This window comes from Caldisphaera sp. (assembly GCF_023256325.1).
Lineage (GTDB): Archaea > Thermoproteota > Thermoprotei_A > Sulfolobales > Acidilobaceae > Caldisphaera.
Map to the genome: position 1 here is coordinate 35,925 of NZ_JAGDXI010000016.1, position 15,147 is coordinate 51,071.

Below are 15,147 nucleotides of genomic sequence, written 5' to 3' on the forward strand. Positions count from 1 at the left end.
TGGTTTAGGTGCACTCATGGAGAGAAGAATTTTGGGGAAGACATAATTTATTTGATAGTGATGAAATAGTTAAAGAAGTCTTAAATAAAATAAACCTAGCAAAAGGATTTTATGTTGCGGATTTAGGCTCAGGCACAGGTAGGTTTACTATACCCTTAGCAAAAGAAATAGGGGAAAATGGAAAGGTTTTTGCGGTTGATATATCAAAGGAATCATTAACGATATTGAAAGAAAATGCTGATAGAGAAAAATTAAATAATATTGAAATTGTATATGGAGATATTTCAAAAAAGATACCTCTTGACGATAATTCTATCGATGTGGCTTTTATGGCAAACGTTTTTCATGATATCCTTTATGAGGGTAATGAATCAATTGTATTAAGTGAAATAAAGAGGATTTTAAAAAATAATGGTAGGTTAATAATTTTGGAGTTTAAAAAGATAAGAGGTCCTCCAGGTCCACCAATTTTTATGAGAATTTCGCATGATGAGTTAATTAATATTTTAAATAAAAATGGTTTTTCAGCAAAATATTTGGGAGAAATAGGCAAATATCATTATTTAATGGAGGCAAGGATATAAATGCCTAAAAGAATTTAATTTAATAGGTGGTAGAGATTTTTAAAATTAGTAAAGGAGAGTTAATGAAAAGGATAAATTCTGTATTAGATAAAATAAAGGAAAGCAATTATGATGCTATCTATCTAACTAACCCAACTAACATTTTTTATTTAACAAATATTTCAATAATATCAACAGAAAGGCCATTCGCTCTAATAATTCCGGTTGATGGATCTCCAATAGCTTTTTCTCCATCTGTAGAAAAAAATCATTTAGAATACAGGAATTCAATTGCAGGAAATATAATAAATCAAATTTATTATTATTTTGATTATCCTGGTGAAGTTCATCCATTGAATAAAGTAGTTGATATAATAAAGGAATTCAAAATAAAAAGTCTTGCAACTGATAATTCAATAGGAGCAAATCCGATATGGGGCTATAAAGGACCAAAGCTTTCTGATTTATTGCAGAAAGAAGGTATTAAAGTAGATAATTTAGGGGAAATAATAAATGAAATGAGACTAATTAAATCAAATGAAGAGATAGAACTAATAAAAGAAAGTGGAAAATGGGCCGCAAGATCAATAAAGATTGCTATGGATTTAATAGAAGAAAATAAATGGGATTGGGAAATAGCTCTCGATGCCAGTATGAAGGTACTTCATGAAATGAATAAACAATATTCCCCTTATTTACCTTTAAGAGAATCTGTTGGAATGGTTGTTGGTTTTAGAGGGCAAGTAGGAGAGTTCTCCTCTTATCCTCACGCATTAGTAAGTGAAAGATCTATAAGAAAAGGTGATATTCTAGGAATAGGTGCAGGACCGGAAATAGGAGGGTATTACTCTGAGCTTGAAAGAACCTTAATATTTGGAAAACCAAATGAAAGAATTCTAAATTATTTTAATAAAATGCTTGAGTTAAGAGAGGAAGCCTTTAACGCATTGAGACCTAATATAAGTGCGTCTGAAGTTGATAAAGCAGTTATGGAAAAAGCTAAAAAGCTAAAAGTAGAAGAATTTTTAAGACATCATACAGGTCATGGTTTGGGTTTAGAAGGTCATGAACCTCCATTTTTAGATATCGGCTATAATGTAGAATTAAAGCCAGGTATGGTGGTAAGCATAGAGCCTGGGATATACAATAATTACGGAGGATTTAGGCACAGCGATACAGTTTTAGTAACAAAAAATGGCAATGAATTGCTAACTAACTTCCCTGATGAGGAAGAGTTAATATTATAAATAAAATGGTATTTTTAGTATATAATCTATTGAATATATTCCGGGGCCTGTTATTATTAGCACTAATGATATAATTAAATATATAACGTCAATTTCCGATGCAGCCGGGTTATTTATCATTAGATACGGAGATTTCATTTTTATTCCTTTAACATATAAAACTATAGATAAAAACTGTAATAAAAACAATATAGCAGCTATCCTAGTTAGAAAACCGAATATTAATGCTATTCCTCCCACCAATTCTAGCAAAGCCGTTGCGTAGGTTAAACCTTCAGGAACTCCAGCACCTTTCATGAACTTTGCTACCCCTTTCAGATCTTTAAGCTTGGGAAGCGAGTGTCCAATCATATTTATACCCATGAGTAATCTAATGATAAATATTCCAAGGGATGCGCCAAATAAGTAATTCATTTCTATCACCTAGCTCTTTTTATTATTTTATATTCAAAATACTAAATATATACTAGCAACTATTACTGTATGTAGTAGCTTTTCTGAAGCGAAGTGATAAAAATGGGGCAAGAGAAATGCGAGCTAACACAGAATTTATGGGAAAGACTTGCTAAGAAGTGGACTCTAGCAGTTGTTTACAATTTAGGTGTTTCTAAAGGTAGCGGTTTTAATGAACTAAGAAATAGAATAGGGAGTATTAGCCCTTCTAGCCTAGTTGAAAGGCTTACAGAGCTTGAAGGAATGGGCATAATAAAAAGGGAAGTAATCCCTAGTAAACCTCCAAAGGTATTATATAGATTAACTCAAAAAGGAGAAGAACTATATAAAATATTAGATCAATTGGCATCATGGTATCTATCTAATGAGGAAACATTAGAAAAATCTCTTAAAGTATAAATTTTTATTTTCATTTAATTCTGAACTCCTTGGAGCTAGAGTTGCAAAAAGAATTAAGGTTAATGATGATAATATTAGTTGCGTTGGGTTTGATTACAGGGTTAATTTTAGGAATATCAGGTATACCTATGATAATTGGATTAACAATAACAATAGGCTTCCTTCTTTATATCATCTCAGCTTTAATATACCCCAATTCAAGGTTTATTTTCTTAGGATTAATGGTAGGAGGAGATATAGGGTCTATAATAACTTTATTTTCTCATCCCTTAGTTTTACCTTTTTTGATAATAGAAAGAGGTAATGGACATATATCAATAGATATAGATTTTGTCCAAATCATAGTTTTTGCTGAAATAATATATCAAATAATAAAATATTTAAAAAGAAGGTGATAAATTGAGACAAGAGCTATCAATATATTTTTCTAGGACTATCTATGCTGCTCAATGGTATATATTAGCTCCTGCAACATTAGCCATAGCAGAAGCTGAAAATGTAAGCAAGGGATTAATAGGCTTTCTACCATTTGCATTTATAATAGGTGCAGCAATAACCCAAATACCTGCTGCATATCTTTCATCTAAAATTTCACCTAAAAAGACATTTTTAATAGGTTTATTTATATTGTCATTATCTGACATTTTAGTGCCGTTTACAAACAAGTTTATTTATGCAATATTATTAAGAATCTTGGCAGGTCTAGGAGCAGGCCTATATTTTTCCCCTGCAGCAGCTGTTTTAGTATATTCAAATAAAGAAAGGTCAGCAACCTTAATGGGCTTATATAATGCAGCTTTTAGTATAGGAGGTCTAATAGGGTTATCTTGGGGTTTGGTAGATGCTCTTTTAGGTTGGAGGGAGGCAACATTTATAGGAGGTCTAATAGGGCTAGTAGCCTTTTTAGAAAACTTGTTTTTTGTTAAAGATATTAAGCTTTCATCTAAAAACAAAATGGTTTTTGATAAAAAGCTAATAATTTTAGGAATAGCCACATCAGGTATTTGGGGAAGTAGCTATGCTGTTGGTACATTAATTCCTTCTTTTGCGTCAGAATTATATAAGATTAGCTCATATAGAGTAAGCCCATTAGTTTCCTTATATTTCCTTGGGAACATTATAGGAGGTTCTTTAACTTCATTATTTGAGAAGAGGAATAAGTTTAATTCAATTTTATTAATGGCTGCTTTAACAGGTATTACTTATCCTCTATATGGCATACTAGGAATATATTTTATGGCTTTTGCATCACTTTTAAATGGCATTTTTGTTAATGTTACGACAAGCATTTATTATGCGTTAGCAATTGATGAATTAAATTCAATAAACGAGTCATTATCATTATCAATAATAAACTTGATAAACATGGTTATAGGGGTATGGGTTTCTCCAATATTTTCATTAGCCATGTCTATAAATCTAAAGTTATCTTTATATATATTGCTTGCCTCAACTATTATACCGGTAGTGTTAATTAAAAAATTATAAATTCAAAAAAAGGTTGTGGAAGTAATGGAAGGAAACGAAAAGATAGCAGTAATAGCAGACTGGGATGCTGATGGAGTAATAGCTGCTGCTGCCATAGTATATTCTCAAGAAAAACTTGGTATTTTTCCAGTTAAAGGAAAAAGGAAGGTAGAGTTAATACCATCAGGGCCTAGAGAGCTAGAGCATGCCTTTAAGGAAAAGTGTTGGGATATTTTAATCATACTAGACATACCATTTTCTCAAGAAGTAAGCAAGGCCCTAGACGATTTATATTCTAGGGGATGTAAGCCGAAGATATACTACTTTGACCACCATCCAGTAACTCTTGAAAATATGAACAATATAGAGACAAAATACAATGCATTAGCCATATTAGGTAAGAGCCCAACAGCTATATTGGTTAGGAGGTTCTTAGATGGGCTTAATGTTAAGCTTACACCTAGACTATCAAATTTGGTAGATGCTATAGGTACATTGGAAGGAGGGGGTTGGCTTAGGAATAAACAACAAGTTCCTGAAGGTATAGTAAAGCTCGCAGCATCCATATCAAAGGCTTTGAACCAAAGCAAGGATAAGAGCATATGGGAAAAATACGTTGAATGGGCTTCAAATCCATTACCCTTTGAACAGTCTTTATTAAAACAAAGTAGTGAAGATGATTTCAAAAATGTTATAGAGTTAGGGTTTGAGGTATCTAAAGAGAGTGATAGAGAAATTAAAGAAAAAGCTATGGAACTAGCTATGTCAGCAAAAAATTTAGGTTATATAAAGTTTATAGATGCAAGGGATAAATGGAATAAGAGTGGAGCATCCGCTTTAACTTCAGCTATTTTTAAAATATTAAAGGTAACAACCGCTCTACTAGCTGAGAAGAAAGAAGATAATGTTAGGCTTTTAATAATAAGGAGCGGTAAGGGGGAAGCATTAAAGATAATGAAGAATTTGTTCTCTATGGGTATAACAGAAGATGTTGGAGGCCATGGAAATATAGCTGTGGCTAAGGTCAAACCTGAAGTAACCATTAGGAATTTAGAGGAAGCATTGAGGAAGGCATCTATACAATCATTGCAAGAAGATAATTCATGAGAAATACTAGAGAAAAGCTTATATAGAAGCGATCTCACGAATACTCTACTGGAGCTAAAATTAGTTAGGGAATAGGTGATAAATATGGCAAGTGGTTCAGGAAGCAATATACCTGTATTAATACTTAAAGAAGGTACTCAAAGATCTTATGGTAGGGAAGCATTAAAAAACAATATATTAGCGGCTAAGGTTTTATCGGAACTATTAAAGACAAGCCTAGGTCCTCGCGGACTAGATAAGATGTTGATCGATTCTTTTGGAGATATAACTATTACAAATGATGGTGCTACAATAGTAAAAGAAATGGAAATACAGCACCCAGCAGCAAAGCTATTAGTGGAAATAGCAAAAGCCCAAGACAGTGAAGTAGGAGATGGAACTACAAGCGTTGTTGTATTAGCTGGTAGCTTGTTAGAGAAGGCAGAAAAACTATTAGATGATAATATACATCCATCAATAATTATTGATGGTTATACAAAGGCTATGAACAAGGCATTAGAGGTTTTAAACACTATAGGTAGAAATATAGACGTTGAGGATGAGAGCACTCTAAGGAAAATAGTTGATACTACAATATCTAGCAAATACACAGGTCAAGGGCCTGAAAAAGACAAAATAATAAACATAGTTGTGGATGCAATTAAGACAGTTGCTGAAAAAAGAGAAGATGGATCATATTACGTTGATTTAGATAACGTTAAGATAGAGAAGAAGAAAGGAGAAAGCTTAATGGACACTTCTCTTATTAAAGGAATTGTTATAGATAAAGAAGTTGTTCATCCTGGCATGCCAAAGAGGATAGAAGATGCTAAGATAGCAGTATTAGATGCAGCATTAGAAATACAGAAACCAGATATATCAACAAAGATAAGGGTAACAGATGTTGACCAGCTTGATAATTTCTTAGAAGAAGAAACAAAAATATTAAGAGAAATGGTAGATCAAATAGCTGCAACTGGAGCAAATGTTATCATAACACAAAAAGGTATTGATGATGTTGCTCAACATTTCTTGGCAAAGAAAGGGATATTAGCAGCTAGGAGAGTAAAGAGAAGTGACATAGAAAAAATCGCTAAAGCAACAGGTGCAAAGATTGTAACAAGCATTAAAGACCTAAAGCCTGAGAGCTTAGGCTATGCAGCATTAGTTGAGGAAAGAAAAGTAGGGAACGATAAGATGATATTCATAGAAGGTGCAAAGAATCCAAAGAGCGTTACAATATTATTAAGAGGAGCTAATGATATGCTATTAGACGAGGCTGAGAGGAACTTAAACGATGCATTGCATTCTCTTAGGAACATACTAAGGGAACCAAAGATAGTTGGAGGAGGAGGAGCTACTGAGACAGAAATAGCAATGGCTGTAAGGAGTTATGCAAGAACTATTGGAGGTAAAGAGCAACTAGCTATTGAGGCATTTGCAGACGCGCTAGAAGTCATACCTACAGTGCTTGCTGAAAGCAGTGGAATGGATCCATTAGATGCATTAATGGAGCTAAGGTCTCATCATGATAAGAACTTGAAGTTTGCTGGCATAAATGCGGTTGATGGAAAAGTTGTTGACGATGTAACAAAGTATAACATATATGAACCAATACTAGTTAAGAAACAAGTAATAAAGAGTGCATCAGAGGCTGCAATATCTTTAATGAAGATAGACGACTTAATTGCCGCTTCAGCACCAAAATCAGAATCTAAACCTGGTCAAGGAGGAGAAGGATCTTCAGGCATGCCCTCTGGAATGCCTGGCGGCATGGGTATGTAATCTAATTTTTTATTTTTATAAAAATATTTTTGCTTTATCTTTTAATAAACTTTACAAAGCTTAATTATTTTTTGGTTGTATTGTATTTGTTTGAGCGATAAACTAGGATAAGGGGTTAGAACAAATAATGTCTATTGAACTGCTAAACCCAATGCTTAAAGACGTTATAAACAGCTTGGGTTATAAAAAGCTTTTACCGATACAGGAAAAAGCTATACCTGTTGTTTTAAGTGGTAGTCATGCATTAATAATATCTCCAACTGGTTCCGGAAAAACTGAGGCAGCATTTTTGCCTGTAATTTCTTCAATTTTAAGCAAGAAAAAAGAAGATGGAATAAAAGCAATATATATAACTCCTTTAAGGGCTTTGAATAGAGATATATCTTATAGAATAGAAAAAATAGTTTCTGGAGTAGGTTTGACAGTATTTTTAAGGCATGGAGATACTACGCAATCTCAAAGAAAAAAGTTTTTAGAAAGTCCTCCAGATTTAATGGTAACTACACCTGAGAGTTTAAACTTGCTTTTAACTATAAAAAATAAGAGAAGTATATGGGAAAATATTTCTTATGTTATTGTTGATGAACTCCAAGAGTTATTAGATAATAAAAGGGGGGTTGAATTATCATTAATTCTGGAAAGACTTGATGAAATCTCTAAAAACAGAATACAAAGGATAGGACTGTCAGCAACCTTGTCTGAAAAATCAAAAAAGGAGGCGGCTAATTTATTGGCTTATAATAGAAAAGTAGAAATTGTTGAAGACTATTCTACAAAGAAATATGATATATCAATAAGGGTTAATGGTAGTGAAGATCAATGGGATAACATAGTTAAGAGCATATCAAAAATAATAAAGGATAATAAAGGGTCTGTCTTAGTTTTTACAAATACAAGGTCTGTTGCAGAAAAGCTCTCAACAGAATTATCAAAAACCTTAGGAAATGTTGGAGTTCACCATGGAAGTCTTTCTAGAGATGTTAGGGAAAGGGCAGAAAAGATGTTTAGAGAAGGTGAAATAAAGGCTTTAGTCTCAACTGCATCAATGGAATTAGGAATAGATATAGGTAAAATAGATACGGTTATACAATTTATGTCACCCAGACAAGTAATAGTTATGCTTCAAAGAACTGGTAGATCTGGTCATAGAATAGGCGATATAAGTAAAGGGATTATAATTACTATGGATAACCTATTTGAAATACTTGAATCAGGTGTAATAGCATTAAGGTCTGAAAAAGGTGAACTTGAGGATTTGATTCCACCAAAAAATTCAATTGATGCCTTAGCACATCAATTAGTGGCAATGGCTGTTGAGGGGACTTCTGATAATATAAATACGTCTTTAGAAATAGCTAAAAGGGCCTATCCCTTTTCAAAAATAACATATGAAGATGTGCAAAGAGTGCTTAATCATTTAAATAATGTTAGAATAATAAAATTCGATGAAGAAACTGGAACAATTTATCAATCTAAAAGAACAAGGAAGTATTTATATAGCGTTTCCATGATACCTGATGAAGTAAGCTTTAAGGTATATGATATATCATCAAACTCAAGAGTTGGAGAAATAAGTGAGAGGTTTATAGAAACAGCTGTTTTAGAAGAAGGGAAAGAAAACTTCAGGTTTACATTAGCTGGTAAAGTATGGGAAGTAGTTACAATAGATTATGAAGAAGAGAAAGTAGAGGCAAAACCGGTTGCAATAAATGAGGGTGCAATACCAGTATGGGAAGGAGAATTAATACCAGTCTCTTACAGCGTTTCTAGAGAAGTCTGCTCTTTAATTAGCCTAGGAATGATAGATGGGAAAGAATTAGAATCTTTATTAAAAAAGAGGAAAGTACCTGAAGATGCTATTTTTAGGTTGATCAATGTTTTAAACAATACAAGAAATGTTTGGAATGCTGAATTAACTCCTCAAAACTTAGTTGTTGAGGAAGTAAATGGAAGTTCTATTTTATATACGTGTTTAGGAAGTAAGGGAAATTTTTTATTAGCATTAATTTTATCAAAGATTATTGAAAAGTATATTAAAGTCCAGATAGATTATATACCATATGCAATTATCTTTACCTCTCCAACTGGTGTTTCTGGGAATTTGGTAAAGGAGGCATTATATGAGCTCAAAAAAATGGATGCTCCAGAAATAATGATTTTGTCTCAAGATGCTGTTAAAAGCTCTATAGTTTACATATCAAGATTTTTGCAAGTAGCTAAAAGGCTTGGAGTGGTAGATACTGATATAAAAATACCTTTAGAATTAGGTAAAAAAATGATAGAGGCTTATAGAAACACTGTTGTGGATGAGGAAACTATTAGAGAGATTATTTACGATAAGTTTGATATAGATTCTTTGATGAAATTTAAAGATGACTATAGAGATGTAAATGTTGTAAAACTTAAAGAACCAAGCCCATTAGCTAAGGAAGTTTTGTCTAACCCATATTTAAGAAAGGACTTGGCTACAAATCTAAAATCCCTCGCAATAGATTATATTATTCAAGGACTTAGAAAAAATGCTTTAAACAGGGAAGCATTATTTGTTTGCATTACTTGCAGTGAAACTTGGGAAAGCAAGGTAAAAGACCTAGGCGATGTTATTAGATGCCCTAAATGTAAAAGCATGATGGTAGCACCTATGCCAAGCACTGACTGGGGTAAAAATGCAATAAGTATTTTTAGGCAGTGGAAGAAGGGGGAAATAAAGAAATTAAACAAAGATCAAAAGAAAATTATAGATGAGATTAAAGACAGGGCGGCTCTTTATATAAATTATGCATCGCAAAATTTGGGAAGATATATTATAGAAGCTTTAATGACTCAAGGTGTGGGACCTAGAGCCGCGAGAAGGGTTATAGAGGCATATATGAAAGGAGGAGATAAAGAGTTCTATAAGGCCTTGCTTAAAGCAAAAGAAGAATATATATCATATAAAAAATACTGGGATCAGTAATAGCTATAAAGCTCTCTGCTGTATTGGCAAAAGTAATATTTCAACTATTCTTAAGCACAACTTTATAAAACCTAATTTTATATATGATTTTGGTGCCGCGGTAGTATAGTCCGGTCCAGTATGCGGGCCTCTCGAGCCCGTGACCCGGGTTCAAATCCCGGCCGCGGCATAAAACTATTTGATTCGAATAAACGAATATTATAAATATAAATTATATCCAGATTGGAAAATTAAGAGATCAATTAAGTTACTATAGTTTTAATCATAATAGAAAAGATAACTATGTGCCGTTTAGTTTTTTATCACAAGTTAAAATTCGCTAGTTCTAAACACAAACATTACGTAATAATTTAGTTAAATTAGTGCAGAAAATATAACATAAATTAAACATAATCTAGAAGTTTTTATAGCATTTAAGATTTTTGTGGTTAACTAGAGTTTTTCCCCTTATCTATTTTGAACCTATTAGCCTATAAAGGGAAAAATAATGTGGTTCGCAATAGCGATGCTATTCATGGCTTTACTATCGTCTCTAGACATAGGAATATACTCATATATTGGTTATAAGACCAATGTAACTCCTTTTCAATATGGATTAATAAGTGCTATGTGGAGTGCGGTATTTATTATATCAAACCTATTCTTGGGTAAAGTATCTGATAAAGGTAACAATAAGTTTTTAATTGTGATATCATTCCTTTCTATTATGGTAACGGGCATTCTCTTTTCTTTTCATAATCTTACGTTTTTAGCTATTGCTTATATGTTTCATGCATTAGGTGTCGCATCATCAAATTTAGCCATTTCAACAACAATTTTTGAAATAAAAAGCAGCGATAAGTGGAAATATTACATAGAACTTCAAAAATTTTCCTTCTATTTAATTAGAGGTCTTGGTCTATTATCTTTTTATTTTATATATGATGTTATTCCATTTGATTATATTATATATTTTTCAGTAGCAGTAGGTTTACTCACATTTCTATCATTACCAAAGGTAAACCTCAAAGTAGAAAGGATTTTGCATTCGTTTTCTCAAGATTTCAATTCGATAACAGATCATATAAAAATACTTTCATATTTGGCATATGATAGCATAAATTCCTTACCAAACGCTGTAAAACAAGGCTTTATATCATATAAGAGAGTGTCAACAAAAATGATTTCGTTATCTATGTTCTTCGCTACCTTTACAGGAGACTATATTTTTACTATACTTCCGTTACTTATAAAATCAGATGTAAGCTTAAGTTTATTATGGTTATCTTATGGAATAACAGCTATAATAATAAGCTTATCGTTAATTCTATTTTCAATGTTTTCAAATACGAACAATAAAAAGGTAGCATTGTTTTCGATAATTGCTAGAGGTATTTGGCTTGTCTCAATATTGTCCTTTGTAAATAATACTTTAAACTTAATAGCATATATAGCAATATCTTCCGTTTTATTTAGCGTAATTGATATTGCTTTGTATAATATATTTTCAGAAAACTCAAGTGGTTACGGATCTCATATTTACTATACTCTTAGGGAATTAGGTACATTAACCGGCTCTTTATTGGTAGGAATAGCTTTTACTTTAGGGAAAGAAGTTTTTATTACAATACCTATAATAACTACTATAATATCTGCTTTAATGCTGTTAATCGCGTAAATTTTTATCAAATTTTTCAAGAAAAAGCTTTTTAGAGGTGATTTAAAAGATTTTTATAAGTTTAAAAGGCGGATCTTTATTAAATATAATAGAAATAAAAATGATGAACTATCATGATAAATAATAAAAAATTATTAATCATTTCAACAGATATTGGCAATATAAAAATTGTTGGCGATAAAAGAGTTTATATACCATCAGATGATAGCTTTTTGATTATAAAAGCAATGCTTATACTTAAGGATAAAGGATATTCGTTTAACAGAATCATAGATATTGGAACAGGGTCTGGAATCCTATCTGTAGCAGCACAAAGAATATTTAATCCTAGGATATTGATTTCAACAGATATATCTCCATATGCAGTTGTTGATGCCAAAAAAACAATGGAAGAAGAGGGGGTAAGTTCTCTTGTTATTAGATGTAATGGAACTTCTTGTTTGAAAGGAAAATATGATCTATCTATTGTAAATCCTCCTTACTTACCATCAAATGACAAAATAAAAAGAGATAGTTGGATTATAAAGACTTGGCAAGAAGGTAGAAATCATAAAAAAGTTTGTATCGCATCAACAATATCAGAAAACATACTGATTTTAAGATCTAGTTTATCAAGGTTCGATCAAAATAAATGCCTTAAAAAGTTCAATTATAATAGGATAAAATTAATTGAGGAAAATACTTTTATGGAAAGGCTTGAGGTAAATTTCTGGAGTAAAATCTAATCTTTTAATATTAGCTAAAGGCCTGTAATTTAAAAACTAATGGAGGTTTTTCTCTATATATTTTAGAATTAACTCGATTCTGCATTGCAATTCTTTATTGATTTGTTTGTATTTGAAACTAATAATTTCATTGTATATAGAATTTAGTTGTTTATTTATTTCTGTGCTTGAATCAACTTTTTCTGCCTGTATTTTTGGTCCGCCTTCCATAAATCCCTCTGGATAATACCAATCCTTTAACCAAAAAAATCCTAAATTAAATAACTTAAAACCAAGCCGCGTTAAAACAGGTATTATACCTAAGCTTAATTCTTTTAAAGTTTTTTCATCATTTGTATATTCAACGAACAGCTTATCGCCAGGCTCTAAATTTTCAGATAGAAATTCTAATATTTTACTTTCCATTTTGCTATCATAAAAATCTATATAGAGTCCTTCAACTTTTATTTTATTTGGTATATCAAAAACTTTCACCCAAGGTTTATAGTAAGGTGGCCTTCCTAGAAATATTTTCATTTTTAGTAAACTAATTTCTTCTTTATTATATTTAAATATCAATAATAGATTCTTTTCCTCTTTAAATCTACCATTCAAAATTTTGCCTGATCTTATCTCATAATCCTCAATTTTAAATCCTTCTTTTAGTTTGCTAATAAAATCTTTTTTCAATTTGATCTCGTACTTATCATAAAAAAAGAGACTTTATAAAAAAGTGTTAATAAAAAGGATGGTAAGTTTTTCTGGAATATCAGGAAAAGACACCTTAAGTATAAATAATTTATATCTTTTGTATATAAATATGTGATAAGATCTATAAATAAAATATATTTTGTTTTAATAATAAATTAATTGTTAACTGGGGGGTTAACAATTAGTAATTTTTCTCAATAAAATATGCCTCATTTCTTAAACCAATTTTATTTCTTATTTATTAAGACACAAAAGTAAAGTTTATTATTATTTGTTTTTAATTTATTAATTTATTGTTAAATTTTTAAAATAACTTTTTTAATTATGAAAACTTAAAAGAAAATAGCATTTACAATACTTTTTATGTTACCTACTATAGAAAAGTTTATATAGAAGCTCGCTCACATAAGAATCTCGGCAGTTGATTAGATAGGGTGAAAGTATATGTCGATGCCTATTGAAAACATGGGAGTACCTGTTATAATATTAAAAGAAGGTACTGAGAGATCTTATGGTAAGGAAGCTGTTAGAAATAACTTAATGGCAGCAAGGGCTATTTCAGAAATTTTAAAGACAACTTATGGTCCTAAAGGAATGGATAAAATGCTTGTTGATAGTCTAGGAGATGTAACAATTACAAATGACGGTGCTACAATTTTAGATAAGATGGATTTACAGCACCCAGCTGGTAAAATGCTAGTTCAAGTAGCCAAAGGTCAAGATGAAGAAGCTGGAGATGGAACTAAAACTTCTGTTATTTTTGCAGGAGAACTTTTAAAGGAAGCAGAAAACCTATTAGAAAAGAATATACATCCAACAATAATTATTAATGGTTATAAGCAGGCATTACAAAAAGCTATTGAAATATTAGAAAAGATATCTGAACCTGTTAGCTTAGATGATAAAGAAAAATTGTTGTTAGTTGCTAAGACAAGTTTAAACAGTAAAGCGGTTTCTGAAGCCAGAGAGCACTTTGCTAACATAGCGGTAGAAGCTGTTAGGGCAATTACAGAACAAAGAGGAAACAAGTATGTTGCAGATATAAACAACATACAAATAGTTAAAAAATATGGAGGTAGTTTACTAGATACACAATTAATTTATGGTATAGTTATTGATAAAGAAGTCGTTCATCCAGATATGCCAAAGCGTGTTAAAAATGCAAAAATAGCGTTATTAGATGCATCATTGGAAATTGAGAAACCTGAATTAGATATGGAAATTAGCTTATCATCGCCTGAATCGATGAAGAAACTATTGGATAAACAAGAAAAAATGTTATCAGAAAAAGTTGAGAAAATAGCTGCAACTGGAGCTAACGTTGTAATAACACAAAAAGGTATTGATGATGTTGCTCAACATTTCTTGGCAAAGAAAGGGATATTAGCAGCTAGGAGAGTAAAGAGAAGTGACATAGAAAAGCTTGCTAAAGCAACTGGTGCAAGAATAGTTACTAACCTAGATGATTTAAAGCCAGAAGATTTAGGGTTTGCAGAAAATGTTGAAGAGAAGAAAATAGGAGAAGACAAGATGATATTTGTAGAGGGTGCAAAGAATCCAAAGAGCGTAACAATATTAATACGCGGTGGATTTGAAAGATTAGTTGAAGAAGCTGATAGAGCAATTCATGATGCATTAAGTGCTGTAGCTGATGCTGTAGTTGATAATAAAATAGTTGCTGGAGGAGGAGCTGTTGAAGAAGAAATAGCAAAAGAGTTAAGAGAATGGTCTAAAGGCGTACCAGGTAAAACACAAATAGCTGTTGAATCATTTATAAAGTCATTAGAAGCATTACCACAAACTATAGCATTTAATGCCGGTCATGATCCAATAGATATATTAATGAAATTAAGAAGCGCTCATTCAGATGATTCAAAGAAATGGTATGGAATTGATATAGAAACAGGAAACATAGTAGATATGTGGAATAAAGGAGTTATTGAACCAATGAGAGTTAAGGCTAATGCATTAAAGGCAGGAACGGATGCTGCAAGCCTGATATTGAGGATAGACGACATGATTGCAGCTAAAAAGAGCGGGGGAGCTGGAGGAAAAGGACCCAGCGGTAAATCATCAGAAGAAGAATCTGGTAAAGAATCTAGCAGCGATTAGACCTAAT

The 15,147-nt window shown here is 31.7% G+C and carries 13 protein-coding genes and 1 tRNA gene; 12 read left to right on the forward strand and 2 right to left on the reverse strand.

The window, feature by feature from the left end:
* Positions 1-8: 8 nt before the first annotated feature.
* Both Q0C16_RS02575 and Q0C16_RS02580 read left to right on the forward strand, forming a co-directional pair.
* Positions 9-584, forward strand: coding sequence for a class I SAM-dependent methyltransferase (locus Q0C16_RS02575; RefSeq protein ID WP_292319478.1), 576 nt, complete (start codon positions 9-11; stop codon positions 582-584).
* A gap of 26 nt (positions 585-610) precedes the next feature.
* Positions 611-1,810, forward strand: coding sequence for a Xaa-Pro peptidase family protein (locus tag Q0C16_RS02580; protein WP_292319479.1), 1,200 nt, complete (start codon positions 611-613; stop codon positions 1,808-1,810).
* On the opposite strand, the gene Q0C16_RS02585 is transcribed toward Q0C16_RS02580, so the two are convergent.
* Positions 1,805-2,224 (reverse strand): DoxX family protein, encoded by a 420-nt coding sequence (locus Q0C16_RS02585; RefSeq protein ID WP_292319480.1) that lies wholly within the window; start codon positions 2,222-2,224, stop codon positions 1,805-1,807. The two genes, Q0C16_RS02580 and Q0C16_RS02585, sit on opposite strands and share 6 nt — an antisense overlap.
* Before the next feature lie 102 nt (positions 2,225-2,326).
* Here Q0C16_RS02585 and Q0C16_RS02590 point away from each other — a divergent pair, with 102 nt between their 5' ends.
* From Q0C16_RS02590 to Q0C16_RS02630, 9 genes are all read left to right on the forward strand, one after another.
* Complete coding sequence (locus tag Q0C16_RS02590; RefSeq protein ID WP_292319481.1) at positions 2,327-2,662, forward strand: helix-turn-helix domain-containing protein; 336 nt, start codon at positions 2,327-2,329, stop codon at positions 2,660-2,662.
* A gap of 29 nt (positions 2,663-2,691) precedes the next feature.
* Complete coding sequence (locus Q0C16_RS02595; RefSeq protein ID WP_292319482.1) at positions 2,692-3,057, forward strand: hypothetical protein; 366 nt, start codon at positions 2,692-2,694, stop codon at positions 3,055-3,057.
* A gap of 4 nt (positions 3,058-3,061) precedes the next feature.
* Positions 3,062-4,150 carry an MFS transporter gene (locus tag Q0C16_RS02600; RefSeq protein ID WP_292319483.1) on the forward strand — a complete coding sequence of 363 codons (1,089 nt, stop codon included), beginning with the start codon at positions 3,062-3,064 and terminating at the stop codon, positions 4,148-4,150.
* A gap of 24 nt (positions 4,151-4,174) precedes the next feature.
* Complete coding sequence (locus Q0C16_RS02605; RefSeq protein WP_292319484.1) at positions 4,175-5,236, forward strand: phosphoesterase; 1,062 nt, start codon at positions 4,175-4,177, stop codon at positions 5,234-5,236.
* 84 nt (positions 5,237-5,320) lie between these two features.
* The gene (thsA, locus tag Q0C16_RS02610; protein ID WP_292319485.1) at positions 5,321-7,000 is read left to right on the forward strand and encodes a thermosome subunit alpha; all 1,680 of its coding nucleotides are present in this window, start codon (positions 5,321-5,323) and stop codon (positions 6,998-7,000) included.
* A 127-nt stretch (positions 7,001-7,127) separates the two neighbouring features.
* The gene (locus Q0C16_RS02615) at positions 7,128-9,956 is read left to right on the forward strand and encodes a DEAD/DEAH box helicase (RefSeq protein ID WP_292319486.1); all 2,829 of its coding nucleotides are present in this window, start codon (positions 7,128-7,130) and stop codon (positions 9,954-9,956) included.
* Positions 9,957-10,050: 94 nt separating this feature from the next.
* A tRNA-Glu gene (locus Q0C16_RS02620) sits at positions 10,051-10,125 on the forward strand.
* A gap of 318 nt (positions 10,126-10,443) precedes the next feature.
* Positions 10,444-11,613, forward strand: coding sequence for an MFS transporter (locus Q0C16_RS02625; protein ID WP_292319487.1), 1,170 nt, complete (start codon positions 10,444-10,446; stop codon positions 11,611-11,613).
* A 113-nt stretch (positions 11,614-11,726) separates the two neighbouring features.
* Positions 11,727-12,338 (forward strand): methyltransferase, encoded by a 612-nt coding sequence (locus tag Q0C16_RS02630; RefSeq protein WP_292319488.1) that lies wholly within the window; start codon positions 11,727-11,729, stop codon positions 12,336-12,338.
* Positions 12,339-12,374: 36 nt separating this feature from the next.
* On the opposite strand, the gene Q0C16_RS02635 is transcribed toward Q0C16_RS02630, so the two are convergent.
* Entirely contained in the window at positions 12,375-13,007 is a 633-nt protein-coding gene (locus Q0C16_RS02635; protein ID WP_292319489.1) for a DUF1122 family protein, read from the reverse strand.
* A gap of 465 nt (positions 13,008-13,472) precedes the next feature.
* Between Q0C16_RS02635 and thsB the strand changes: the two genes are divergently transcribed.
* On the forward strand, positions 13,473-15,140 hold the full coding sequence (thsB, locus tag Q0C16_RS02640; RefSeq protein ID WP_292319490.1) for a thermosome subunit beta: 1,668 nt from the start codon (positions 13,473-13,475) through the stop codon (positions 15,138-15,140).
* Positions 15,141-15,147: the final 7 nt, after the last annotated feature.

What these genes read in the sequence shown, in the direction of transcription:
- Q0C16_RS02585 (WP_292319480.1), bottom strand. Translation starts at nt 2,224, where the DNA reads ATGAATTACTTATTTGGCGCATCCCTTGGAATATTTATCATTAGATTA.
- Q0C16_RS02590 (WP_292319481.1), top strand. Translation starts at nt 2,327, where the DNA reads ATGGGGCAAGAGAAATGCGAGCTAACACAGAATTTATGGGAAAGACTT.
- Q0C16_RS02605 (WP_292319484.1), top strand. Translation starts at nt 4,175, where the DNA reads ATGGAAGGAAACGAAAAGATAGCAGTAATAGCAGACTGGGATGCTGAT.
- thsA (WP_292319485.1), top strand. Translation starts at nt 5,321, where the DNA reads ATGGCAAGTGGTTCAGGAAGCAATATACCTGTATTAATACTTAAAGAA.
- Q0C16_RS02615 (WP_292319486.1), top strand. Translation starts at nt 7,128, where the DNA reads ATGTCTATTGAACTGCTAAACCCAATGCTTAAAGACGTTATAAACAGC.
- Q0C16_RS02625 (WP_292319487.1), top strand. Translation starts at nt 10,444, where the DNA reads ATGTGGTTCGCAATAGCGATGCTATTCATGGCTTTACTATCGTCTCTA.
- Q0C16_RS02630 (WP_292319488.1), top strand. Translation starts at nt 11,727, where the DNA reads ATGATAAATAATAAAAAATTATTAATCATTTCAACAGATATTGGCAAT.
- thsB (WP_292319490.1), top strand. Translation starts at nt 13,473, where the DNA reads ATGTCGATGCCTATTGAAAACATGGGAGTACCTGTTATAATATTAAAA.